Genomic DNA, 25093 nt, shown 5'->3' on the forward strand with positions numbered 1-25093 from the left:
ATGAATGAAGCGGCTTTTTTTAATGTTGATAATACGCTAATCAACATCGAAAGTATGTTTGATTTTTATCACTATTGGGCTGAAATAACAGAAAATAAAGATAAATACAATTCTTATATTAAAAACTTTAAGCAAGACATTGCTAATAATGTTCCAAGAACAATTGTAAATCGAAAATATTATCAGGAATTTCAGAATCAAACTCTAGAGAGTTTAAATGATAGAGCAAATAAATGGTTTGAAAATTTATTACAAAAAAATCCACCGTTAATACATAAAACTATAGAACGTTTAAACTTTCATAAAAAAGAAAATTTCAGGATTGTTTTTGTATCTGGTTCGATGAAACCTTTGTTAGAACCTTTAGCTAGATATTTAGGTGCCAATGATATCCTCTGCACAACACTTGAAATTGAAAATGGGATACTGACAGGCAATATTTTACCACCACAAACAATTGGTGAAGGAAAGCACGTTGCCATGAAAAACTATGCAGTAATAAATAATATTAACCTAGGAGAATCCTTTGCATATGGCGATGATATTTCAGATATACCAATGCTTGAGTCGGTAGGCAATGCTGTCTGTGTTGACCCTAAAACAGACTTGATAAAGTATGCAAAGGAAAAAAATTGGGAGATTTTATAATATAAGATTTTAACTTTTTTTATTATCAAATATCAATTTTAATTCATCTTAACAAGCGTTTTAACTTGTTAAGATGTAAAAAAAGAAAACAATTAATTACGAAATTCGCATACCTGGTTTTGCTCCACTATCAGGTGACAATAAGTAAACGCCTTCACTATCATCTTTACCACTTGCACAAAGTACCATGCCTTCAGAGATACCAAAACGCATTTTACGAGGCGCTAAGTTAGCGATCATAATCGTTAATCTGCCCACTAAAACTTGAGGATCAGGATAAAACTCTTTAATGCCTGAAAAGACATTACGAGTTTCGTCTCCTATATCAAGTGTAAGTTGCAATAATTTGTCTGATCCTTCAACAACACTTGCATTTTTAATTAATGCAACACGCATATCCACTTTTGCAAAATCATCAAAATTGATCGTGTCAGCAATCGGTTCAGCAACTTTTTCTTTAGCTGGCGTCGCTAATGCAGCTTGTTGTTTTGTTTCATCAATCATAGCAGTAATTTTATCCATATCTATACGGTTAAATAGGGCTTTAAATTTGTTAATATTGTGTCCGGTCAAAGGTTGATTAATCGAATCCCACGTTAATTGGCTATTTAAAAATGCTTCAGTGCGTTCTGCTAATGCTGGCACAATAGGTTTTAAATAGGTCATTAAAATACGGAATAGATGAATCCCCATTGAACAAATATCTTGTAATGCTTGATCTTGCCCTTCTTGTTTTGCTACAACCCACGGCGCTTTTTCATCTATATAACGATTTGCTTCGTCAGCCAGTGCCATAATTTCACGTATTGCTTTACCGGATTCACGTTGTTCAAAATAATCAGCAATTACTTTTGATTTTTCAATGAACAAAGCATAAAGTTCTGGCTCAGAAAGATTATCAGACAATTTACCGTCAAAACGTTTGCTGATAAAGCCTGCCGAACGGGAAGCAATATTAACAACTTTATTGACTAAATCACTATTAACACGTTGGACAAAATCTTCCAAATTTAAATCGATATCATCAATATGTGGCGACAATTTCGCTGCATAATAGTAACGCAAGCAGTCTGGATCTAAATGTTTTAAGTAAGTACTTGCCTGAATGAAAGTTCCACGTGATTTTGACATTTTTGCACCATCAACCGTGACATAGCCATGAACAAAAATATTGGAAGGTTTACGATGTTCACTACCGTCTAACATTGCTGGCCAAAATAGACTATGGAAGTAGACAATATCTTTACCGATAAAATGATAAAGTTCAGTCGTTGAGTTTTTATTCCAAAACTCATCAAATATCGCTTTATTATTTTTATTACAGTAGTTAAGGAAAGATCCCATATAACCTATTGGCGCATCTAACCAAACATAAAAATATTTACCGGGTGCATCCGGAATTTCAAAACCAAAATAAGGAGCATCACGACTAATATCCCAAGGTTGTAATCCTGCTTCAAACCACTCTTGCATTTTATTCGCAACTTGATCTTGCAATGTGCCCGATCGGATCCATGCCTGTAACATTTCTGAAAAAGCGGGCAAATCAAAAAAGAAATGCTCTGAGTCTTTCATTATTGGGGTTGCGCCAGAAATAACCGATTGAGGATTAATGAGATCAATTGGATTATAAGTTGCACCACAAACTTCACAGTTATCACCATATTGATCTGGGGCTTTACAACGTGGACACGTGCCTTTCACAAACCGATCAGGTAAAAACATCTGTTTTTCTGGGTCAAATAATTGTGATATTACTTTTGTTTTGATATAACCATTGGCTTTTAGCTTTTTATAAATCTGTTCAGATATCTCACGATTTTCTGGACTATGCGTTGAATGGTAATTGTCATAACTGATGTTAAATCCAGCAAAATCACGTTGATGCTCAGTTTTAACTTCTGCAATCATCTGTTCAGGCGTCATCCCTAGTTGTTGGGCTTTAAGCATGATTGGCGTACCATGCGCATCATCTGCACAAATAAAGTAAATCTCATTGCCACGCATTCGTTGATAGCGTACCCATACATCAGCCTGAATATGTTCTAGCATATGTCCTAAGTGAATTGAACCATTTGCATAAGGAAGTGCACAAGTCACTAATATTTTGCGTTTTGTTGTCATGTCAATTTAATACCCTTTATTACATAATGTCGGGAATAGTACATCAAACATGGGATTATCGCTAGATTTATGCCATAATTTAATAAAAATTCTTTCCAGATTCAGAAAAATCAGCAAACTAATGATTCACGATATTTTGGAAAGCATAAAATAATTTGGCTGTTCTCAATATTTTACTTAAATAAGCATGATAATTATACAAATCAGCATTAAAGCAGATAAAACCGTAGATAAAAATGAAGGCTAATCACCATGGAACCCAAAAAGATTCTTGAAAATTTTGCTCATCCTACTTTGCGAAAAAATTTAATCGAATTAGGTGCAGTTAAAAAGTGTGAAATGGAAAATCAAACTTTGCATATTCATTTAACGATGCCCTTTGCATGGCAAATCACTTTTGAAGAGCTGAAAAAAACCATTACACCTCAATTACTCGAACTTGACGGTCTAAAACAAGTGAATTGGCAAATTGATTTCAATATTGCCACCCTAAAACGAGCAAATCATCAACAAGCGATAAAAAACATTAAAAACATCATCGCTATTAGCTCTGGTAAAGGTGGAGTCGGTAAATCATCAACCGCGATTAACCTTGCGCTTGCACTGCAAAAACAAGGCGCCAAAGTTGGTATTTTAGACGCAGATATTTATGGCCCTTCTATACCTACCATGTTAGGAACCGAAAAACAACAGCCACTTACTCCAGACAATAAACATATGACCCCAATTATGGCCTATGAATTAGCCAGTAACTCGATTGGCTATTTAGTCGATTCAGATGGAGCTATGGTATGGCGAGGACCAATGGCAAGTAAAGCATTATTGCAAATTTTACAAGACACGCTTTGGCCTGAACTTGATTATTTAGTAATTGATATGCCACCAGGTACAGGAGATATCCAATTAACACTCGCGCAAAGCATTCCTGTTACCGCCGCGGTGATTGTTACCACGCCACAAGATATTGCCTTAATCGACGCTAAAAAAGGGATCACAATGTTTAATAAGGTTAATGTTCCGACGTTAGGCATTGTCGAAAACATGAGTTACCATATTTGTGAAAATTGTGGGCATCATGAGGCAATTTTTGGTGAAGGTGGCGCTGCACAGCTTGCCGAAAAATATCAAACTCAATTACTTGGGCAAATACCGCTACATAAAATGTTGCGACAAGACCTTGATACCGGAACGCCAACAGTTATTAGTCATCCAGACAGTGAATTTACTCAAAATTATTGTCGAATTGCTGGGCAACTTGCCAGTGAATTATATTGGCAAGGCGAAGCGATTTTACCGGATATCTCATTTAAAGCGTTATAGTAGTTTAACTTGATATTGGTTGTTTAACGAAACAACCAATATCAGCCTTAAATTGATAAACATTGGATTTACAATCCAGTCATAGCCGTTGTTAACTTTTATTACTTTTTGCTTTGTTGATTGGTTTTTAAGTGGTTAAACTCCATTTTGGCTTTTGCTAATTGTTGATTAAACTGCGAATTAGCGTGCAATTGAGCAACGACACTCGCCGCCATCACTCTAGCTGCATCAATATCACTTTGCCAATGGTATCCACAAATAACACGACTTTCACCCACTTCAAGACCACGTTTTAAAATTTCATTTTGACGTTGTGGGTTGATTTCAGCTAACACCAGCGATATAGCAAAACCAATTGTTGTATGTCCTGATGGATAAGATCCATTGGTAGACAGCGTTTTTTCGTCTTCTGGTCGGCAAGTCGGCTCATTGAAAAATGAAAATGGTCGAATACGGTTGTAATAATTTTTAGCAGAACGAGTAGCCAGATCACCAGCATCTTCTTTCATTGTAGTAATTAATTTATAAATTTCGGGCGTTTTGGTTGCCGATATGTCTAATCCAAAAGACTTTGAAAATTGCTCAGTAACATTTTCTTTACTCGAATCCGCATCAACATAAGCTTGCTTTCCTCGTTCGGTATGACGCATCGATTTACCCCAATCATACATAGCTTTATCTCTTAAAAATTCGACACTGGTAAATGCAGGAGGAGGGGGTAACAATTGGAAACTATCGGGAGCTTCATTTTCGGTAAGAAAATAGTCATTGGGATGTGTTGTCACATCTTTTATTTCTAGAGCAAATGCTTGGAGACAAAATAAAACATACAACACAATACTTTTAACTAACATTTTTTGCATAGCCATCCCCTTTATCTTTCTCGATATCAATATTCCAATATGGTTTGTATACAAATGATTAAATGTCTTATTACACTTTTCATATAATGAAGTCGTCTAAATCATTTAGTTTAATAACTTTGATTTATTTAGTATTTATCAATGTTAAAATGGATTATTGAATTAATAAATGGCAACATTTATATTATGTGATAACTATCACATTCCCATATAGATCCCTTTCAAATAGTGATACTAAGATTAAATAATCTTTTTTGATTTAATCATACTTGTTGAATAAAGACTCATTTAGAGTTAAGAAAAAATCTTATCTCTAAACATAAAAAATACTGCGCCAAGCAAACAGAAACCAGCCCAAATATAATCAGTTTTAAAAGGTTCTTTTAAGATAAAAATTGAAAAAGGTATAAAGACAGATAAGCTTATGACTTCTTGAATAATTTTTAATTGACCAGCGGTGGCAACTTGAAAGCCTATACGATTAGCAGGAACCTGCAATAAATACTCAAATAGCGCAATACCCCAACTAATAAAAACGGCAACAATCCAGACTTGATTATGCAAAAAACGTAAATGACCATACCAAGCAAACGTCATAAACATATTACTAAAAATTAATAAACATATTGTAATAAGAAGTTGATTCATGATTATCATCATTGCAAGTAGAAAGGTATGGATATTATATACCAGTTGCGAATGTAGGTACAAAATCGATAAAGAATGCCGATTAGTTGTCATCAAAGATGATAGAATTATCTTTGCTGTCTGTTTAATAAAGAACATTATTCAGTTATAATGACAATCAATCTATTTATCCCTTCTTTGAAAAACAACATGATAAATAATGCTAATAAACGGTCTCGAATTTGGTCGTCAATATTATGTTTGGCATTTGCAGCATTTATTTTTAATACCACCGAATTTGTTCCTGTAGGGTTATTACCCAACATCGCTAAAAGTTTTTCAATGGATGAAGCACATGCTGGATTATTATTAACTATCTATGCTTGGTCTGTTTCATTATTATCGTTACCCTTAACGGTATTAACCTCAAAAATGGATCGCCGAAAACTCCTTGTTTTCTTATTCTGTTTATTTATTGGTAGCCATATCTTAGCGGGTTTTGCTTGGGATTTTTATAGTTTAATGGTAGCCAGAATTGGGATCGCCTGTGCGCACGCTGTATTTTGGGCTATTACTACGCCTTTAGCTGTTCGACTTGCACCCAATGGCAAAAAAGCTAAAGCAATGGGTTTTATTGTTGTTGGCGTTTCAATGGCAACAATTTTAGGTATTCCAATTGGCACGATAATTGGACAAGTTGTTGGTTGGCGGATTACTTTTTTATGTATCGGTTTTATTGCTTTTTGTGTCATGGTTTCATTACTCTATTTATTACCGCCTGTGCCAAGCACAGACACCTTATCTATCCGTGATATTCCAAAAGTACTTAAACGACCAATATTACTTAATATCTATCTGTTAACAGCAATTATTATTACTGGTCATTTTTGTGCTTATACCTATATCACCCCATTTATGATAAATGTCGGTGGCTTTAACGAAAAAGTGGTGGTTAGCATACTATTAGCTATTGGTTTTTCAGGTATGATCGGCAGTGTTGTCTTTGCTAAATATTCGGATAGACATCCAACAGCAATTCTAATCATCCCTTTGTTATTATTGATGATTTGTTTACTTTCACTCTATGTTTGCTCGTTCAATTTAATTACTGCAATCTTACAAGGCATGTTATGGGGACTTGCGATCACCATCATCGGCATGGTTATGCAAAGTAAAGTCATTGATGTTGCTCCAGATGCAGCTGATATTGCAACATCTGTTTATTCAGGTATTTATAATATCGGCATTGGAGCAGGTGCGTTTGTAGGTAGCCAAGTATTAGTCAGACTATCAACCGAGTATATCGGGTTTATTGGTGCAATATTTGTCATTTTCGCATTAGCACTCTTTTTTGTATTAACAAAAAGAACATGGTAAATGCTAACAAGAGCTTGCCAAGCAAGCTCTTAACACGACTATTGTTGACTTAACGACTCAAGCGCTTCCCAACGAGCAAAGATGGCTTCTAGTTCAGCTTCTTTATTGGCCAAATCAGTTAAAATCGGGCTCGTCACCTCGTGGGGTTGATTGAAAAAATCACTGTGCCCTATTTGCGCTTGTAAATCAGCTATTGCTAATTCCAATTGCTCTATTTGGCTTGGTAACTGTGCTAATTCACGTTGTTCATGATAACTTAACTTTACTTTCTTTTTCGCTTCAGGCACGTTAGCTTGAGCAGTTACCGCTTTTTCATCTTTTTTAACCGGTGCACTATTTTTATTCACCGACACGGGTTTTGCTTGCTGCTGTTGCTGTAAAGCATCAGTATATCCGCCTGCATAAATACCGATATGACCTTTTTCTTCAAAAAACCAACATTGAGTAACCACATTATCAACAAACTGTCGATCATGGCTAACCAATAAAACGGTGCCTTGATAATCATTGACTAGCTCTTCTAATAACTCTAATGTTTCAATATCCAGATCATTGGTGGGCTCATCGAGTACTAATAAATTACTTGGTTTTAAAAATAATTTAGCTAACAATAAACGATTTCGCTCTCCCCCTGATAATGCACGAACAGGAGTTCTGGCGCGTTTAGGTGGAAACAAAAAGTCCTGCAAATAGCCAAGCACGTGACGAGATCGACCATTAACCATCACCTCTTGCTTACCTTCAGCCAAATTATCCATCACTGTCTTTTCAGGATCCAACTCAAGTCGATACTGATCAAAATAAGCGACTTCCAATTTGGTACCACAATGGACGCTACCCGATGTCGGCTGTAAGTTACCTAACATCAGCTTTAAAAGTGTTGTTTTACCTATACCATTAGGACCAATCAGCGCAATTTTATCGCCACGTAATACTTGTACCGTAAAATCATTAACCAATAATTTATCTGCGACTTGATAGCTCACATTATCTAATTCAAAAACAATCTTGCCAGAGCGCAACGCTTCTTCAATTTGCATTTTCGCACTGCCCATGACTTGGCGACGCTGCGCATACTCTTGTCTCATTGCTTTTAAAGCACGTACTCTACCTTCGTTACGTGTTCGACGAGCTTTAATCCCTTGACGTATCCAGACTTCCTCTTGAGCTAATTTTTTATCAAATTCTGCATTTTGCAACTCTTCTACACGCAAGGCCTCTTCTTTACCAATAAGGTAGCTATCATAGTCCCCACCCCATGAAGCCACTTTTCCCCTATCGAGATCAATAATACGTGTTGCCATTTGTCGAATAAAAGAACGATCATGTGAAATAAATACAATACTGCCATTAAAGCTTTTTAAAAACTCCTCAAGCCATTTAATCGTTTCAATATCTAAATGGTTAGTTGGCTCATCCAGTAATAACACTGACGGTTGACACACTAATGCTTTAGCCAATGCAGCTTTACGCAACCACCCACCTGATAAGGATGACAGTAGCGCATCACCATCTAATGAAAGTGAAGAGATAACATTACGAATGCGATTATCAAGTTGCCAACCATTTTGTTGATCTAATTGCTCTTGTAATTTCGCTAATTTAGCCAAATTACTTTCACTGGGATCGAGTTCAATACGATGAGATAAATCATAATAATCCCTCAATAATTGAGCTTGTTCTTTTAAGCCTTCTGCAACGAAATCAAAAACATTTCCTTGAATATCCCTTGGAGGATCTTGTTGTAAACGTGACACAACAACATTATTCTCATAAATAATTTGACCTTCATCTAATGGTACTTCTTTATTAAGGACTTTAAGCAGTGTTGATTTACCGGCTCCATTACGTCCGACAAGACAGACTCGCTCATTAGCTTCAATTGACATATCAATATGATCAAGTAGGGGCGCATCGCTAAAGGAAAGGTGAGCATTTGTGAGGTTGATTAATGACATATTCTGTATTTTTATTTGGCAATTAACTGATATAACGTTATTCTATCATAAAGTTGCCTTAAGCAACTAAAATCAATTCGCCAAAATTTTACTAAAAACTTCGCTAAAGTGAAATTACTGTTCTCTTTCCTTAAACAACTAATACTGTTATATTTATTTAATTAAAGGAAATATAAATGAATTTCAGTATGGAGGTTATTATGAGTCATATGTGGACATTTCAACGAGTTGGTGGCTTAGATCAAGTTGTATTTAAAAATGCGCAAGACATTATCAATTTACCCAATCTTGATCCAAAATTATGGGTTGCACTGAGTTGTCCTACAACTGGACTGGATTTTGACAAAAGAACGTTAACATTATTAGATGAAGACCAAGATGGGCGCATTAGAATACCTGATATTTTAGATGCGATAAGCTGGACAAGAAGTAAAATACTCTCTTTCGAAACAATTTTGAATGCTTCCGATGTGTTACCTTTGTCACAAATTGATACCACAACCGAAGATGGACAAAAGTTACTAGTCACAGCGAACAGTATTCTTACCAGTTTAAATAAGAGTGGTTATGATTATTTAACCCAAGAAGATGTCCAAAAATCGATTAAGATTAATTCAGGCAAATTATACAACGGTGATTTAATATTCCCACCTTCAAATGAACTGTCATCTGACATGCAAACTTTTATTAAATCTGCAATAAAAACCGTTGGTGCTGAAAAAGATATGAGCGGTGAAGAAGGTATTAACTTAGCCATTGCCATGACATTCGTCAAAAATCTACAAACATGGAAACAATGGCAAACAGATATCAGAAACACCCAAACACCATTTGGTGAAAATAGTTCAGAAATATGGAATTTAGTTCAAGCATTAAAACCCAAAATTGATGATTATTTTTTGCGAGTCGAACTTGCCCAATATGCCCCACAAGCACAAACAGCATTAAATGTTGATGAAAAATATATCGTTCCAACTGAGAATGGTTTACTATCAGATGAAGCGTTAGCAGAATTACCTTTATCTAAAATTGATACCCACAACTTCCTTGATCTAGTAAATGGTCTCAATCCTTTATGGAAAACTAAAATTACACGATTTAAAAGTCTTGTTTCTCCACTCTTAACAAATCCTAATCAATTAACAGAAGAGGAATGGCAACACATTCAATCAAGTCTGGATGCTTATTCTTCTTTGATTAATTCGTCACCAAAAATGGAAAAGTTAGAGGTTACAATTCAACCTACTGCTAGTATTGAAGAGTTATCGACCAGTACAATTAATAATATAATAAAAAAAGATTTATTTTCTCAATTTCAAGAGATGGTTGAGCAAGATAATAAAACCCCGATTTCTGCTTCCGATGTGCTAATTCTAGAAAAACTAGTTCTCTTTCATAAACATCTTTATCGTTTATTGGTTAATTTTACCTCTTTTTCAGATTTCTTTTCACTTGAAAAAAGAGCGGCATTTCAACTTGGTAAACTCTATATTGATGGTCGCTGTGCAACACTTTGTGTTTCAGTTGATAACATAGCCAAACATTCAACGATGTCTGGTTACTCAGAGTTATGCCTACTTTATTGTGAATGTACACGAAAAGGTGAAAAAAAGCTGATCGCCGCAGCCATTACCGCTGGACAAGGTGATTTATTGATTGAAGGTCGAAATGGTGTATTTATTGACAACGATGGTAATGATTGGGATGCTAATGTGGTTAAAATTATCACAAAACCAATCAGTATCCAGCAAGCCATATGGGCACCTTATCAACGTATTGGTCGCCTTATTACTGAACAAATTAACAAATGGGCAACCAGTAAGGACGCTGATATCGAAAAAACCGGTACACAAGTCTTACAAAATCCAGAGACTAAATTTGATATTGGCAAAAGTGTCGGTATATTTGCCGCAATTGGTTTAGCTATTGGCGCAATCGGTACCGCTTTAGCAACTATTTTCCAAGCGCTATTTTCATTAAGCTGGTGGCAACTTCCTTTGGTTATTATTGGATTATTCTTAGTCATATCGGGACCTTCTGTCATTTTGGCTTGGCTAAAATTAAGGCACCGAACACTTGGACCACTTCTTGAAGCATCCGGTTGGGCAATTAATGGGCAAGTTAAGATAAACTTATTATTAGGCGGATTACTCACTAGTAAAGCGGAATTACCAAAAAATGCTAAACGTAATTTACGAGATCCAATGAGAAAACGTCGTAATAAATTTGCTATTGTATTTTGGATAGCTTTAGTATTAGGTATAGGTATAACAGGTGGATGGTTATGGCATAAAGGTCATATAAAACACTTTATAGAGCAACATAAGCAAGAACTCATACAAAAAACTAGTGACACAGAAAAACAATAAAAACAAATCAATGATTATCGCCGATGATTGGCGATAATCATTATATCTTAATGTTGATAAACAGGTAAACGCCGACATATTGCTAATACTTTTTCTTTAACAGCTTGAATAGCTTGTTCATCATCAATATTATCTAAAACATCACAAATCCAATTAGCCAATTCACGAGACTCTGGCTCTTTAAATCCTCGCCTTGTAATCGCTGGTGAACCAATACGAATACCTGATGTCACAAATGGACTTTGTGGATCTTTTGGTACACTATTTTTATTCACGGTAATATTTGCACTACCTAATGCTGCATCGGCTTCTTTACCTGTAATTTTTTTATCGACTAAATCAATCAAAAATAGATGATTGTGTGTTTCACCTGAAACAACTTTATAACTCCGCTTTAAAATCACATCAACCATTGCTTGTGCATTTTTAACGACTTGCTGTTGGTATTGTTGATAAGCTGGTTCCATTGCCTCTTTTAATGCCACCGCTTTTGCTGCAATGACATGCATTAAAGGCCCACCTTGGGCACCCGGAAATACCGACGAATTTAATTTTTTATAAAGATCTTCACTACCACCTTTTGCCAAAATTAATCCCCCCCTTGGTCCACCAAGGGTTTTATGGGTTGTTGTGGTGACCACATGCGCATAAGGAACAGGATTTGGATAAACACCTGCTGCCACTAAACCTGCAACATGCGCCATATCCACAAATAAATAAGCACCCACACTATCAGCAATTTCACGCATAAGCTTCCAGTCAACAATACCAGAATAAGCAGAAAAACCACCAATAATCATTTTAGGTTTCGACTCCTTAGCAATGGTCGCTAACTGTTCATAATCAATACGACCTGCCTCATCAACACCATAGGCAACCACATGATAAAGCTTGCCTGAAAAACTAACTGGTGCACCATGGGTTAAATGACCACCTTCAGATAAATTCATACCCAGTACTGTATCGCCAGGATTTAATAACGCAGTATAAACGGCAAAATTAGCTTGCGAACCGGAATGGGGTTGTACGTTAGCATAATCAGCACCAAATAACGTTTTAGCTCGTTCAATAGCCAGTTTTTCAACGATATCAACATATTCACAACCACCGTAGTAACGTTTACCTGGATACCCTTCTGCATATTTATTGGTTAATTGAGAACCTTGTGCTTGCATGACTCTTGGGCTGGCATAATTTTCAGATGCAATTAATTCAAGATGATCTTCTTGACGTTGTTCTTCACCCTTAATGGCATCCCACAACTCCTTGTCATAATCGGCAATAGTCATTTCTTTACTAAACATTTTGACTCCTTATTTTCAATTACATTGGCTTTTAGGCTGTTGGTTAACTTTATGCTTAAAAATCACGATGAATTATCCTTACCTATTCAACATTTTATTTCAATCTTTTTTATGAGTTATAAATAATATTTATAGAAATAAGATTATAAAAATATCGATATGCTAAATATCCGATTAACTTATCAAATGGTTATGATTTAACCTTAACAAAAAAATGTTAATTTTTAATTTATTTTTTGATAAATAATAGATTAATTACACTCAAAATTGTCAGTTAACAGCATTCTATCTAGCTATTGAAATAAAAATACTCGCTGCTTTTTATTTTTCATAATATTAAGTATATACTTATGCAAAAGTTAATTATTGAGTATTTTGTTCTATGCCACTTTCGACATTAATTGTTTTACCTCTCTTAATTATTACCGTCGTGGTTGCCTCTTTTTTTAAACGCAAAAAGTGGCAACTGCTGGTGATCAGCCTGTTGACAGTTTTTATTGTCATGGAGTTAACTTCAATCTATTTTAGTGGCGGCTTTATAGATTATCAGTTTTACGTCAATTTAAACATCAATGACATTGTACAAGGATTATTTATTTTTAAAGTACAAGCACTCTTGGTTACTGCTGTCTTTTTGGGTTTTGTATTTTTACTGTTCAAGTTAGCGGGTTTATTTAAACGCAAATGTCATCCATTACTGCGTTTGGTATTTGCTATCATTGCCATTATTAGCATCAGTTATCACAATGGCCCGTTAAGCCGTTTATACGAAATTTATCAAGTGACAAACGCACCGCGGGAATCATTTGAACAAGCTCTACAAACGCTCAATATGACTGACTATACTAATAAAAATCAGTTAATTAGTCATAAAGGAAAAAATATTGTTGTCATTTCGTTAGAATCGTTTGAGCAAGGTTTTTTAGATTTTGCGGATATCACACCGAATTTAAGACAATTACGTCAAACATATACTTTCTTCCCGAATATGCCAATGAGTGTTGGTAGTAGCTGGACAACTGCATCAATGTATACTTACATGACGGGCGTGCCTTTTTTAATTGGTGGGTACTCAACTTCTCCATTGATGAAAAGTAATCAAACTCAATTAATTAACTTAGGTGATGTCCTTAAAAAAGCGGGATATCAAACTCGCTATGTTATGGCTGGCCCTGACTTTGCTGGTATCGGTCACACAGCTGAACTATTGGGAATGCAAGTTGTTTCGGAAAAAAATTATCCATCCCAATACCCTAAAGCACCATTTGGATTATATGACAAAGATATTTTTGATATCGCCAAAAAACAAATTAATGATATGAATGAGGCAAATCAACCTTTTGCTTTATTTATTTCAACCGTTTCAACCCATGCCCCTAATGGATTTTACGATGAACGAATGGCATCGGTTATTACACCTAAAGATGACAATATGTCATTTGTTGCTGCCTCACTGGATTATAATGTCGGACAATTTATCCAGTATTTAGAGCATAACGGATTGCTTGAAGATACGATCTTTTATATTTTTCCAGATCACTTAATGATGGGTTCAGGTACCCCTACCATTAATCGCCTATCTCAAAAAGAGCGTAAACTTTATTTATTAACCAATGCAAAATCTGAAAATTTGAACAAATCTCCCGATCAAACAATCTATCAAATTGATTTGCCTAGATTGATTTTAAATGGTGCACAAATTAAAAGTAATGCTAAATTTTTAACCGATTATCTAACCGAAACCGACAGGAATAAAAAACAATTTATTGAACAAAATAAATCCAAAATCGCAACCTTAAATCATTCGGCAGAACAATAAAAATAGGGTTAAAATGACTGTCGATACCATGCTCATAGTTACTACCGTTAGTTTTTTGGGAATGATTTCGCCCGGACCCGACTTTTTTTTAGTTTTAAAAAATAGTTTAAGCTATAGCCGAAAAATAGCTTTATTCACGAGTTTGGGTATCATCATCGCCATATTAATCCATATGAGCTATTGTGTTGCAGGTATCGCATTACTAATTTCTACAACACCTATACTCTATAATGCATTACGTTATGTTGGTGCTACATACTTAATTTGGATAGGAATTAAAGCGTTACTTGCCAAAAATAGGGGTTCTAATTATATAGGTTCCGTATCAAATAGTAGAATAATCACCACCAAAACAGCTTTTATTCAAGGTTTTTTATGTAACTTGCTTAATCCTAAAGCGACTTTATTTTTTCTAGCCATATTTACTCAAGTACTAAATGAAAATTCTACACTGTATGATAAATTATTAGTTGCTCTGATTATTTGGACGGAAGCCATTTTGTGGTGGCCTTTTGTCGTCTTTATTTTCCAAACCCAGACCATCCAAAGACGCTATTATAAAGTACAGTTTATCATTGATAAAATCTTAGGGATTATGATTGTGATACTAGGTTTGAAAGTTGCTTTAGGAAGTTAAACTAACAATACTAACTTAAATTAACACTTATGTAAGTCTCTATTGAACGTCAGTATTGCTAATTCAAAAAAAATAACTCGCTTTATTTTTGAATATTTGGCTGTTACTTGATACACTGTGAGCTAACATAATAAATCATTATTTACATTTTTAATTATAAAATGATACAAATCATATGGTTACCGTTTAAAGACATTCCATAGGCTAATTGAAATGGATAAATTATTAAAATATGGTCGAGAACTTCTTGAGTTAGAATTAAGCGAAGCTCAAAAATTACCTCAACGCCTAGGCGAAGATTTTATTAAAGCTTGCAAACTCATTTTGATGGCAAAGGGGAAAATTGTTGTATCAGGTATTGGAAAATCGGGACATATTGGAAAAAAAATTTCAGCTTCTTTAGCAAGTACTGGCTCTCCTTCTTTTTTTATGCATCCAACAGAAGCGCTACACGGAGATCTAGGTATGGTAAGTGAAAACGATGTTGCTATTCTAATCTCATATTCTGGTCGTGCAAAAGAGTTTAACTTTATACTTCCAATACTGGCTTCAATGAATGTTCCTGTTATTGCAATAACTGGGACATTAGACTCACCATTAGCAAAAGCGGCAGATGCTGTGATTGATATTTCAATTGAAAAAGAAGCATGCCCTATGGGATTAGCACCAACATCAAGTTCAACTAACACCTTATTGATGGGGGATGCACTCGTTATTGCTGTGATGCGAGCTAGAGGTTTTAAAGAAGAAGATTTTGCTCGTTCACATCCAGCTGGTAGTCTAGGTGCAAAATTACTTAATCAAGTTAAAGATGTAATGAGAACAGGTGAATCAATTCCAAAAGTTTCACATACTGCAACAGTTTTTGACGCAATGCTGGAACTTAGTAGGACTGGCGTTGGATTAGTGGCAATCTGTCAGGATGATAATAAAATTATAGGGGTATTTACAGATGGAGATTTAAGACGATTGTTGTTAAAAAATGGTACACTACATGACAGTATAAAAACCGTTATGACGAGTCCCGGATATAGAATACCCGCAAGTTGGAAAGCGACTGAAGCTTTAAAATCATTTAATTATCACAATATTACTGCTGCACCTGTAGTGAATACTGAAGGTGAATTAGTTGGCGCTTTAAATATACATGATCTGCACCAGGCAGGTATCAGCTAAAACTATTGCTAAAATACCTATTGCAAAAAGGGGCTTTCTATTGAGATAATTACCACCCTAAATTTTTGTCGTATTAGACGGAGATACAAGAAATGTTACACAATAGGCATCATATGATTGTTAAAATCATCAAAGTTTTTATTGTGTGGTAAATTTTAACCAAAATTAATAGATGATGAAACTACAATGGCAGAAAAGCGAAATATTTTTCTAATTGGCCCTATGGGGGCAGGAAAAAGCACAATAGGTCGACAAATTGCGCAACAATTAGGCATGGAGTTTTTTGACTCAGATCAAGAGATCGAAAAACGTACGGGTGCTGATATTGCCTGGATTTTTGACTTAGAGGGTGAAGACGGATTCCGCGCCAGAGAAGAGAAAGTCATTAATGAATTGACTGAGAAACAAGGTGTAGTCCTAGCAACTGGTGGAGGTTCAGTGTTATCTAAAGAAACACGTAACCGATTATCAGCTCGTGGGATTGTGATCTATCTAGAAACAACGATTGAAAAACAAATGGCAAGAACTCAAAAGGATAAACGTCGTCCATTATTACAAGGTGGCAATACTCCTCGAGAGCTATACGAAGAACTTGCAGATGAACGTGAACCACTTTATCAAGAAATTGCAGATATTACTATCAAGACAGATGAACAGAGTGCTAAAGGTGTTGCTGGTTATATTATCGATAAAATAGAGCAAATTTAGACTATTAATTTTTATTATTAAAGTTGATACTGAACTAATAACATAGCAACTCAGTAAGTTAAGGAGTAAATATGCGTGTAGATAGAGATGACCGTTACATATCAGAAAAAGCAAATAAAGACTCTAAAACTTCATTAAAATTACTAAATTTAGTTGAAAATTTTTCTAAACCAAAATTAATAATTCTTGGTTGTGCCGTCGTCATTTTTTTGATATCACTCTATTTTGTGCTATTTAGTTCTTCAAATAAAAATGAGCCAACGCCATTGACGCCTCCTGACGTCAATGGATCTTTATTATCGAATACTGATAACAATATTAATGAATCAATAGGTAGTGCTTCAAACCTTTCTATAGGTAACACGCATGCAACTAATTCCGATTCTTTAACCAATAATCAAGCTACATCTGTATTAAGTGGAAATTCAATTGAGCAACAAACACACACAAGTAAATATAATTCAAAAAATGAACCAAATTATTCTAATGAAACTCAAACGGTCAAACAGAAAGTAAATACTCAAACAAAAAGGACTGTTGGAAATACAAGTAACTCAAAAAATATTAATTCAATTTTCAACAATGATGACTATACCATTCAACTTAGTGCATCATCATCAATTGAAAATTTAAAAAAATTAGCTGAAAGATATAACATTACTGATTACCAAATTTATGAAACTAAACGCGATAATAATAGTTGGTTTGTTTTAGTAAAAGGTAAATATTCATCATATGATGAAGCACAAAAAGTTATCAAGTCTTTACCGAGTGCACTACAAAAAGCTAATCCATGGGTCAAATCTGGCGCAGCAATAAATAAAGAGAAAATTGGAAAGTAAAGGATATGGTTCATTTATCCTATCAAAAACAACATAGGAGTTTCCGTTGAAAAAACAACGAGCCTTTTTAAAATGGGCTGGAGGAAAATATGAACTTGTGGACACCATTAGGCAGTATCTACCAGAGGGAGATCAACTGATTGAACCTTTTGTTGGTGCAGGTTCCGTCTTCTTAAATACCAATTATAAAAGCTACCTTTTAGCTGATATTAACAATGATTTAATTCAATTATTCAATTTATTAAAAACGAAACCGAATGAGTTTATTAATGATTTAAAAACATTGTTCAAACCTCAGAATAATCAGCCTGAGGCATTTTATCAATTAAGAGAGGTATTTAATTATAGTAAAGATCAATATTTACGATCTTTATTATTTATTTATTTGAATCGCCACTGTTATAACGGTTTATGCCGTTATAACAATAGTGGGTATTTTAATGTACCATTTGGTCGCTATAAAACAATCTATTTTCCAGAAAAAGAACTTAACTTTTTTGCACAAAAAGCACAAAATGCGGAATTTATATGTGCACCCTATCAACAGGTTATGAAAAAAGCAAAGCAAAATTCTGTGATATACTGTGATCCACCCTATTTATCACCAAATGAATCGGCCGGATTTACGGCTTATTATTCAAATAATTTTGGCTATGAAGAACATAAAAAACTCTCTAAATTAGCCGAAAAAATAGCTTATAAAAATAATATTCCAGTACTGGTATCCAATCATGACACGGATTATACAAGAACGTTATACAGTAAAGCTCGCCACCTTTATCGAGCTGAAATGCGACGCTCAATTAGCTGTGATGGTGAAGGTCGAAAAAAAATTGACGAAATATTAGCGTTATACAAAAAATATTAAAAAGTTTAAGTATAAGCTTCTATGATTAGAGGTATGTTATGAAAGAGTTTATTATTGCACCATCAATACTTTCAGCAAATTTTGCTTGTTTAGGTGAAGAAACACAAAAAGTGATTGATGCAGGAGCTGATGTAATCCATTTTGATGTCATGGATAATCATTTTGTACCTAATCTGACAATGGGAGCGATGTTTTGCCAAGCGCTACGTGACTACGGCATAAACGCCCCAATCGATGTCCATTTAATGGCATCACCTGTCGAAGAACTTATTGTCTCTTTTGCAAAAGCTGGTGCTAGCAATATCTCTATTCATCCCGAAGCAACGATTCATCTTGACCGAACGTTGCAACTTATCAAAGATCATGGTTGTACCGCTGGTTTAGTTTTTAATCCGGCGACTCCGTTAGATCATTTAGATTATGTAATGGATAAAATTGATATTGTTTTATTAATGGGGGTTAACCCCGGTTTTGGTGGGCAATCATTTATCCCATCAACATTAAAAAAATTACAACAAGTTAAACAACGCATTATTGAATCAGGGCAAAAAATCAGACTTGAAATTGATGGCGGTGTCAAAGTTGAAAATATTGCAGAAATAGCCAAAGCTGGCGCTGATATGTTTGTTGCAGGATCTGCTATTTTTGGACAACCTGATTATAAAACAGTTATTGATGCTATGCGAAAAGAATTAGCAGGAGTTAAACATGCCTAAACTGGATGACATTCAAGCGATAGCATTCGATCTGGACGGCACACTCGTTGATAGTGTACCCGGACTTGCATTAGCTATTCAGCAAATGCTTGCTGATTTACAATTACCCACAGTTAGCAAAGATCAAGTTAAAAATTGGGTAGGTAATGGTATCGATGTTATGTTAGAACGTACATTTAAAGCAATCGATATTACCCCAACAGCAGAATTGTTTAGCCATGCTAAAAATTGCTTTAATCAGCACTACGATAAAGTTATCGATGCAGAAACAAAACTCTTTCCACATGTTAAAGAGACCTTAAAAACACTTTATGATAACCATTATCCATTAGCACTTGTTACCAATAAACCTGCACAATTTTTACCTGCTTTATTAGCATCATTAGGCATTAAAGAATATTTCAAACTGGTGCTAGGTGGAGGTGATGTTATCAAGTTAAAACCTCATCCAGCTCCACTTTATCAAGTTATGGCAACGTTTGGGCTTTTTAACGATCAATTACTCTTTGTCGGTGACTCTAAAAATGATATCACAGCAGCAAAGAATGCTAACTGCCCTACTGTTGCGTTAACTTATGGTTACAACTACGGTGTATCAATAGCGACTAGTGATCCGGATTTTTTATTTGACGATTTCAAAGATATATTAACCTTGTTACCACTGCCCAAAGCTGAGGCAAAAAAATAACAAGTAAAGTAACAGAATGAATAGATTAGGAATAAATTATGAGTAAACCGATTGTATTTAGTGGCGCTCAGCCATCAGGAGAACTAACACTTGGCAACTACTTGGGTGCTTTAAAAAATTGGGTTGCTTTACAAGCGGAATATGATTGCGTTTATTGTATTGTTAACCAACATGCCATTACGGTACGACAAGATCCTCAAAAACTACGTAAAGCGACCCTTGATACCATGGCGCTTTACTTAGCATGTGGTATTGATCCGAAAAAAAGCACTATATTTGTACAATCTCATGTACCAGCTCATGCTGAATTAGGTTGGGCATTGAACTGTTATACTTATTTTGGTGAACTCAGTCGCATGACACAATTTAAGGATAAATCATCACGACATGCTGAAAACATTAATGCAGGGCTTTTTGATTATCCTGTTTTGATGGCAGCCGATATTTTATTATATCAAGCTAATTTAGTCCCTGTTGGTGACGATCAAAAACAACATCTCGAATTATCCCGTGATATTGCAATGCGCTTTAATGCCCTGTATGGTGATATTTTTACTGTTCCTGAACCCTTTATCCCTAAAGTTGGTGCAAGAGTAATGTCATTACAAGATCCAACGAAAAAAATGTCCAAATCCGATGAAAATCGAAACAATGTAATTGGATTACTTGAAAATCCTAAAGATATTGAGAAAAAAATCAAACGTGCAATGACCGATTCTGATGAACCACCTGTTGTACGTTATGATTTAAAAAATAAAGCAGGTGTATCAAACTTACTAGATATATTAACTGGCGTAACAGGAAAACCCGTCACCGAACTTGAAAAAGAGTTTGAAGGTAAAATGTATGGACATCTTAAAACGGAAGTGGCGACACAAGTGATTGATATGATAAGTCAATTACAAACACAATATCACCAATATCGTGATGATGAAGATTATCTCTTTTCAATCATGAAAGAAGGCGCTGAAAAAGCTCGAGCTAAAGCGGATATCACATTGAAAAAGGTCTATGACGCTATCGGTTTTGTATAGTCTAAAATCAAATAACATAATTATTATTAACACTAAACAGTATTAATTGGCTTAATATAGGCATTTATTATCACCATGATAATAAAAGATATAAGAGCCATTTAATTAAAATAGGTTAGTTATGAAGATTATCATTCTTGGGGCAGGACAAACAGGCAGTGCGCTTGCAGAATATCTTGTTACTGAAAAACAGAACGATGTCACTGTTGTCGATGAAGATCATGATAAATTGCAATCTTTGCAAGAACGCTTTGATTTACAAGTCATTTGTGGAAAATCATCTTATCCACAAGTTCTTGAAAGTGCCGGTGCTGAATCTGCTGATATGCTTGTTGCTGTTACCAATTCTGACGAAATCAACATGATGGCGTGTCAAATTGGGCATGTCATGTTTAATATTCCGCAAAAAGTGGCGCGTATCCGTGCACCGGAATACAATGATGAAAGATACCCTTTTTTCAACAAAGAGTGCATCAATATCGACCATATCATTGCACCAGAAAACCTTATTACTAACCACATCAGTCACTTAGTTCAATATCCAGGCGCATTACAATTTGCCTCATTCAACGATACCCGTGTATGTCTAGTCGCTGTTATGGCGTATTATGGTGGCGCGCTAGTTGGCAGTGAGCTATCAGAGCTTAAAGAACATCTTCCGCATGTTGAAGCCAGAGTCGTTGCTATCTACCGTAAAAATCGCTTTATTCGTCCTCTAGGTTCTACCTTGATTGAAGCTGGCGATATGGTTTATTTTATTACTCCGCCAACCAATATCAAAGCCGTGACCAGTGAGCTACAACGTTTAGAAAAACCTTATAAACGAATTATCATTAGTGGTGGTGGCGGCATTGCGCTTGCACTGGCTAAGCGTTTAGAAAATGATTATCAAGTCAAACTAATTGAACGCAATGCCGAACGGGCAGAACTCATTGCTGAACAGTTACTTAATACCACGGTATTACATGGCGAATCATCAGACCAAGAATTGCTATCCCAAGAACAGATTGAACTTACCGATCTTTTTATTGCGGTAACGGGTGATGATGAGTCAAATATTATGTCATCGATGCTAGCAAAAAGAATGGGCGCTAAAAAAGTCATCGTTTTAATCCAAAAACAAGCTTACTTAGAACTCATTAATGATAGTGTGATTGATATTGCTATTTCACCTCAACACGCCACTATTTCTGAACTTTTAAGTCATGTCAGACAAACAGGCATCGTCAAAGTTGTATCACTACGACAAGGCGAATCTGAAATTGTGGAAATCGTTGCGCATGGCGATAAAGAAAATTCAAAACTGGTCGGAAAAAACATCAATGGATTAAAGCTACCGTCTGGGGCAACAATCGGCGCAGTTGTACGTGATGAAGATGTTATTATTATCAACACGGATTTAACGATTGAAGAGAATGATCACCTAATTATTTTCTTGCCGGATAGAAGAGCGATTACCGATATCGAAAAATTGTTACAATAACATTTAAATCAAAATTTTCTATTATACAAACTTGTTAAAAGCCAATAGGCAGTTCATAATATAAGCATAATTTTGACTCGGGGTGTTTTTTATTCATTAAAAAACTGAGAGTTTACCCGTTGAACCTGATCTGGATAACACCAGCGTAGGGAAGTCTAGCCATTCAACTTTACAATAGGCAAATTCTTCCCGATAAATCAAATAAGGAATGAACATGTCAGTAACCACATCGCTTCAAATCACTCAAGTTACACCTTTTATTAATCTTGTCAAAACGCAACGACCATTAGTTCATTGTATAACAAATGATGTCGTACAAAATTTTACTGCTAATGTTCTACTTGCTATTGGTGCTTCACCAGCAATGATTATTGCTGAACAAGAAGTGGCTGAATTTGTTAAAATTGCTAATAGTTTACTGATTAACATCGGTACAATTAATCCCAATACCGCCAAAAGTATGCTACTTGCAGCAAGCCAAGCTCAACAAAGCCAAACCCCATGGGTACTTGATCCTGTTGCCGTTGGTTCGGCACTTGCTTATCGTACCGAAATTGCGCATCAATTATTATCATTTAAACCCACCGTTATTCGTGGCAATGCTTCGGAAATCTTAGCGCTTAGCGGTCAACTTGCATCATCAAAAGGCCCGGACAGTCAAGACTCGACAAAATCCGCTTTACAATATGCAAAACAATTGGCACAAGATTACCAGACTATCATCGCAATGACTGGTGACATTGATTATATTACTGATGGTCATACGACTTACGCTATAGCAGGCGGTGATATTGCTTTAACCAAAATTACCGGAACAGGCTGTTCCTTATCTGCTATGGTTGCAGCGTTTATTGTAAATTCAACCGATCCACTTTTAGCCACAGCAGCCGCTTGCTATATGATGAAAAAAGCTGGAGAAAAGGCAAATAAACAGCTTGGATTAGGCAGTTTTGCCGTATCGTTATTAGATCAATTATCACTATTTTATTCATCATACTAATAGGGACGTAGCATGCAGAAAGAGTTGGATCTTACTCTCTATTTAGTGCTCGATCCGACACTATGTGGGGGAATCAGTGGCATGGTCGACACCACCAAAAAAGCCGTTGCCAACGGTGTAACCGCCGTACAATTACGATCAGAACAAGAATTGACAGGCAAAGATTGGTATAAAGCTGCTTTAGCCTTAAAAGAAGTGCTCAGTCAAACATCAGTACCCCTATTGATTAATGATCATGTTGATATTGCTTTAGCTGTCGATGCAGATGGTGTGCACGTTGGTCAAAATGATTTACCCATTGATGTGGCTCGACGATTGATCGGTAAAAATAAATGGTTAGGGCTATCTGTTTCGAATCAGCAACAACTTGAAACCGTTCCTTGGCAAAACGTCGATTATATTGGAATTGGTCCTATCTATCCGACTTCAACCAAAAAAGATGCATCACCGGCAATAGGTGTAGAGAGGTTAACTCAATTAGTCAAAACCAAACATTGCCCTGCTGTTGCCATTGGTGGTATCGACGTAACAAAAGTTACAGAAATAATACAAACAGGAATTGAAGGCGTTGCAGTCGTATCGGCTATTTGTGGTCAATCCAATATTGAACAAGCAACCACCTTACTAATCAATAAAATACATCAAGCTAGATAGGAAGCAACATCATGACAATTACAGCCCTAACTATTGCTGGTTCAGATCCCAGTGGGGGAGCTGGCATCCAAGCCGATCTCAAAACGTTTTCGGCACTCGGTGCGTATGGCATGTCTGTCATTACCGCATTAACAGCGCAAAGCACCCAAGGTGTTGATGCGGTATTTGGAATTCCACCCGAATTTATCGAAGCAGAATTTAACACCTTATATCAAGATATTCACATTGATAGTGTGAAAATTGGTATGCTAATGAATAAAGAAATTGTCACAACTGTCTATCAGTTATTAAAAAATCATCCTATACCATCGATTGTACTTGATACCGTTATGATCGCTAAAGGGGGACATGCACTTTTAAAACCCGATGCCATCACCGCCATTCGAGAACAATTATTGCCACTGGCAACAATTATTACACCTAACTTACCCGAAGCCGCAGCGCTTTTAGATTGTGATGAAGCGAAAAATGAAGATGAGATGCTAAAACAAGGACAAGATTTACTTAAACTAGGTTGTAAAGCAGTTTTAATGAAGGGCGGGCACTTAGCCAGTCAAGAAAGTCCCGATTATTTAATCACCTCAGACCAAACAATCAGAATGACATCGCAAAGAATTCAAACGAAAAATACGCACGGTACAGGTTGTACATTATCAGCAGCTATTTCAGCTCTACTGCCTAAAAACAGCTTAGAACACGCTGTTAAACATGCGAAAGAATATCTTCATGGCGCCATTCGTCATGCTGATGATTTAAACATTGGTAAAGGAATTGGGCCAACACACCACTTTTATCGTTGGTGGTGATCAGATATTACCATTAAAGTATTGTTGCACTAGAGCACAGGTATTTTATTTTTTCAGCTTCGGTTAAGTTCT

At 35.6% G+C, this 25093-nt stretch carries 22 protein-coding genes and 1 riboswitch; of the genes, 17 read left to right on the forward strand and 5 right to left on the reverse strand.

What is annotated here, in order from left to right:
* Complete coding sequence (locus tag GYM75_RS08685; RefSeq protein WP_220215570.1) at nucleotides 1–648, forward strand: HAD family phosphatase; 648 nt, start codon at nucleotides 1–3, stop codon at nucleotides 646–648.
* 96 nt (nucleotides 649–744) lie between these two features.
* Here GYM75_RS08685 and metG read toward each other — a convergent pair whose 3' ends face one another.
* Nucleotides 745–2772 carry a methionine--tRNA ligase gene (gene metG / locus GYM75_RS08690; RefSeq protein WP_220215571.1) on the reverse strand — a complete coding sequence of 676 codons (2028 nt, stop codon included), beginning with the start codon at nucleotides 2770–2772 and terminating at the stop codon, nucleotides 745–747.
* A 252-nt stretch (nucleotides 2773–3024) separates the two neighbouring features.
* On the opposite strand from metG, the gene apbC reads away from it, so the two are divergent.
* Nucleotides 3025–4092 (forward strand): iron-sulfur cluster carrier protein ApbC, encoded by a 1068-nt coding sequence (gene apbC, locus GYM75_RS08695; RefSeq protein WP_220215572.1) that lies wholly within the window; start codon nucleotides 3025–3027, stop codon nucleotides 4090–4092.
* Nucleotides 4093–4193: 101 nt separating this feature from the next.
* On the opposite strand, the gene GYM75_RS08700 is transcribed toward apbC, so the two are convergent.
* Nucleotides 4194–4955, reverse strand: a complete 762-nt coding sequence (locus GYM75_RS08700; RefSeq protein ID WP_220215573.1) for a phosphatase PAP2 family protein — start codon at nucleotides 4953–4955, stop codon at nucleotides 4194–4196.
* Between the two features lie 294 nt (nucleotides 4956–5249).
* A complete protein-coding gene (locus GYM75_RS08705; RefSeq protein ID WP_220215574.1) occupies nucleotides 5250–5603 on the reverse strand; it encodes a DMT family protein in 354 nt (117 codons plus the stop codon).
* 189 nt (nucleotides 5604–5792) lie between these two features.
* Between GYM75_RS08705 and GYM75_RS08710 the strand changes: the two genes are divergently transcribed.
* Complete coding sequence (locus GYM75_RS08710; protein ID WP_220215575.1) at nucleotides 5793–6959, forward strand: sugar transporter; 1167 nt, start codon at nucleotides 5793–5795, stop codon at nucleotides 6957–6959.
* A gap of 38 nt (nucleotides 6960–6997) precedes the next feature.
* Here GYM75_RS08710 and GYM75_RS08715 read toward each other — a convergent pair whose 3' ends face one another.
* Nucleotides 6998–8917 carry an ABC transporter ATP-binding protein gene (locus GYM75_RS08715; protein ID WP_220215576.1) on the reverse strand — a complete coding sequence of 640 codons (1920 nt, stop codon included), beginning with the start codon at nucleotides 8915–8917 and terminating at the stop codon, nucleotides 6998–7000.
* 176 nt (nucleotides 8918–9093) lie between these two features.
* Here GYM75_RS08715 and GYM75_RS08720 point away from each other — a divergent pair, with 176 nt between their 5' ends.
* Complete coding sequence (locus GYM75_RS08720) at nucleotides 9094–11286, forward strand: hypothetical protein (protein WP_220215577.1); 2193 nt, start codon at nucleotides 9094–9096, stop codon at nucleotides 11284–11286.
* 47 nt (nucleotides 11287–11333) lie between these two features.
* Here the strand turns inward: GYM75_RS08720 and glyA are convergent, their stop codons facing one another.
* Nucleotides 11334–12590 (reverse strand): serine hydroxymethyltransferase, encoded by a 1257-nt coding sequence (glyA, locus tag GYM75_RS08725; protein WP_220215578.1) that lies wholly within the window; start codon nucleotides 12588–12590, stop codon nucleotides 11334–11336.
* A gap of 382 nt (nucleotides 12591–12972) precedes the next feature.
* Between glyA and GYM75_RS08730 the strand changes: the two genes are divergently transcribed.
* The 13 genes from GYM75_RS08730 (at nucleotide 12973) to thiD (ending at nucleotide 25021) form a co-directional block, all read left to right on the forward strand.
* Nucleotides 12973–14409: a sulfatase-like hydrolase/transferase gene (locus GYM75_RS08730; RefSeq protein WP_220215579.1), complete on the forward strand. Its 1437-nt coding sequence runs from the start codon at nucleotides 12973–12975 to the stop codon at nucleotides 14407–14409.
* A gap of 13 nt (nucleotides 14410–14422) precedes the next feature.
* Complete coding sequence (locus tag GYM75_RS08735; RefSeq protein ID WP_220215580.1) at nucleotides 14423–15046, forward strand: LysE family transporter; 624 nt, start codon at nucleotides 14423–14425, stop codon at nucleotides 15044–15046.
* A 213-nt stretch (nucleotides 15047–15259) separates the two neighbouring features.
* Nucleotides 15260–16222, forward strand: coding sequence for an arabinose-5-phosphate isomerase GutQ (gene gutQ, locus GYM75_RS08740; protein ID WP_220215581.1), 963 nt, complete (start codon nucleotides 15260–15262; stop codon nucleotides 16220–16222).
* A 186-nt stretch (nucleotides 16223–16408) separates the two neighbouring features.
* A complete protein-coding gene (gene aroK, locus GYM75_RS08745) occupies nucleotides 16409–16930 on the forward strand; it encodes a shikimate kinase AroK (RefSeq protein WP_220215582.1) in 522 nt (173 codons plus the stop codon).
* A gap of 71 nt (nucleotides 16931–17001) precedes the next feature.
* Nucleotides 17002–17772: an SPOR domain-containing protein gene (locus GYM75_RS08750; protein ID WP_220215583.1), complete on the forward strand. Its 771-nt coding sequence runs from the start codon at nucleotides 17002–17004 to the stop codon at nucleotides 17770–17772.
* Between the two features lie 46 nt (nucleotides 17773–17818).
* Nucleotides 17819–18640: a Dam family site-specific DNA-(adenine-N6)-methyltransferase gene (locus tag GYM75_RS08755; RefSeq protein WP_220215584.1), complete on the forward strand. Its 822-nt coding sequence runs from the start codon at nucleotides 17819–17821 to the stop codon at nucleotides 18638–18640.
* A 38-nt stretch (nucleotides 18641–18678) separates the two neighbouring features.
* Nucleotides 18679–19356 carry a ribulose-phosphate 3-epimerase gene (gene rpe / locus GYM75_RS08760; RefSeq protein ID WP_220215585.1) on the forward strand — a complete coding sequence of 226 codons (678 nt, stop codon included), beginning with the start codon at nucleotides 18679–18681 and terminating at the stop codon, nucleotides 19354–19356.
* The gene (locus GYM75_RS08765) at nucleotides 19349–20044 is read left to right on the forward strand and encodes a phosphoglycolate phosphatase (RefSeq protein ID WP_220215586.1); all 696 of its coding nucleotides are present in this window, start codon (nucleotides 19349–19351) and stop codon (nucleotides 20042–20044) included. Before rpe ends, GYM75_RS08765 begins: the two co-directional genes overlap by 8 nt.
* Nucleotides 20045–20082: 38 nt before the next feature.
* Complete coding sequence (gene trpS / locus GYM75_RS08770) at nucleotides 20083–21078, forward strand: tryptophan--tRNA ligase (protein ID WP_220215587.1); 996 nt, start codon at nucleotides 20083–20085, stop codon at nucleotides 21076–21078.
* Between the two features lie 121 nt (nucleotides 21079–21199).
* On the forward strand, nucleotides 21200–22561 hold the full coding sequence (trkA, locus tag GYM75_RS08775; RefSeq protein WP_220215588.1) for a Trk system potassium transporter TrkA: 1362 nt from the start codon (nucleotides 21200–21202) through the stop codon (nucleotides 22559–22561).
* Between the two features lie 68 nt (nucleotides 22562–22629).
* A riboswitch (TPP riboswitch) is annotated at nucleotides 22630–22730 on the forward strand.
* Nucleotides 22731–22775: 45 nt separating this feature from the next.
* A complete protein-coding gene (gene thiM / locus GYM75_RS08780) occupies nucleotides 22776–23561 on the forward strand; it encodes a hydroxyethylthiazole kinase (RefSeq protein WP_220215589.1) in 786 nt (261 codons plus the stop codon).
* Between the two features lie 12 nt (nucleotides 23562–23573).
* Nucleotides 23574–24215 (forward strand): thiamine phosphate synthase, encoded by a 642-nt coding sequence (thiE, locus tag GYM75_RS08785; RefSeq protein WP_220215590.1) that lies wholly within the window; start codon nucleotides 23574–23576, stop codon nucleotides 24213–24215.
* 8 nt (nucleotides 24216–24223) lie between these two features.
* Nucleotides 24224–25021: a bifunctional hydroxymethylpyrimidine kinase/phosphomethylpyrimidine kinase gene (gene thiD / locus GYM75_RS08790; RefSeq protein ID WP_220217301.1), complete on the forward strand. Its 798-nt coding sequence runs from the start codon at nucleotides 24224–24226 to the stop codon at nucleotides 25019–25021.
* Nucleotides 25022–25093: the final 72 nt, after the last annotated feature.

Origin of the sequence: Gilliamella sp. ESL0441, from assembly GCF_019469185.1 — a bacterium.
Classification (GTDB): Bacteria; Pseudomonadota; Gammaproteobacteria; order Enterobacterales; family Orbaceae; genus Gilliamella.

Excerpts from the sequence above, each read along its gene's own strand:
- GYM75_RS08685 (WP_220215570.1), top strand. The coding sequence starts at position 1 with ATGAATGAAGCGGCTTTTTTTAATGTTGATAATACGCTAATCAACATC.
- apbC (WP_220215572.1), top strand. The coding sequence starts at position 3,025 with ATGGAACCCAAAAAGATTCTTGAAAATTTTGCTCATCCTACTTTGCGA.
- GYM75_RS08765 (WP_220215586.1), top strand. The coding sequence starts at position 19,349 with ATGCCTAAACTGGATGACATTCAAGCGATAGCATTCGATCTGGACGGC.
- thiE (WP_220215590.1), top strand. The coding sequence starts at position 23,574 with ATGCAGAAAGAGTTGGATCTTACTCTCTATTTAGTGCTCGATCCGACA.
- GYM75_RS08730 (WP_220215579.1), top strand. The coding sequence starts at position 12,973 with ATGCCACTTTCGACATTAATTGTTTTACCTCTCTTAATTATTACCGTC.
- GYM75_RS08735 (WP_220215580.1), top strand. The coding sequence starts at position 14,423 with ATGACTGTCGATACCATGCTCATAGTTACTACCGTTAGTTTTTTGGGA.
- GYM75_RS08700 (WP_220215573.1), bottom strand. The coding sequence starts at position 4,955 with ATGCAAAAAATGTTAGTTAAAAGTATTGTGTTGTATGTTTTATTTTGT.
- glyA (WP_220215578.1), bottom strand. The coding sequence starts at position 12,590 with ATGTTTAGTAAAGAAATGACTATTGCCGATTATGACAAGGAGTTGTGG.
- GYM75_RS08750 (WP_220215583.1), top strand. The coding sequence starts at position 17,002 with ATGCGTGTAGATAGAGATGACCGTTACATATCAGAAAAAGCAAATAAA.
- GYM75_RS08705 (WP_220215574.1), bottom strand. The coding sequence starts at position 5,603 with ATGAATCAACTTCTTATTACAATATGTTTATTAATTTTTAGTAATATG.
- rpe (WP_220215585.1), top strand. The coding sequence starts at position 18,679 with ATGAAAGAGTTTATTATTGCACCATCAATACTTTCAGCAAATTTTGCT.
- metG (WP_220215571.1), bottom strand. The coding sequence starts at position 2,772 with ATGACAACAAAACGCAAAATATTAGTGACTTGTGCACTTCCTTATGCA.
- GYM75_RS08720 (WP_220215577.1), top strand. The coding sequence starts at position 9,094 with ATGAATTTCAGTATGGAGGTTATTATGAGTCATATGTGGACATTTCAA.
- aroK (WP_220215582.1), top strand. The coding sequence starts at position 16,409 with ATGGCAGAAAAGCGAAATATTTTTCTAATTGGCCCTATGGGGGCAGGA.
- trpS (WP_220215587.1), top strand. The coding sequence starts at position 20,083 with ATGAGTAAACCGATTGTATTTAGTGGCGCTCAGCCATCAGGAGAACTA.
- gutQ (WP_220215581.1), top strand. The coding sequence starts at position 15,260 with ATGGATAAATTATTAAAATATGGTCGAGAACTTCTTGAGTTAGAATTA.
- GYM75_RS08710 (WP_220215575.1), top strand. The coding sequence starts at position 5,793 with ATGATAAATAATGCTAATAAACGGTCTCGAATTTGGTCGTCAATATTA.
- trkA (WP_220215588.1), top strand. The coding sequence starts at position 21,200 with ATGAAGATTATCATTCTTGGGGCAGGACAAACAGGCAGTGCGCTTGCA.
- thiM (WP_220215589.1), top strand. The coding sequence starts at position 22,776 with ATGTCAGTAACCACATCGCTTCAAATCACTCAAGTTACACCTTTTATT.
- GYM75_RS08715 (WP_220215576.1), bottom strand. The coding sequence starts at position 8,917 with ATGTCATTAATCAACCTCACAAATGCTCACCTTTCCTTTAGCGATGCG.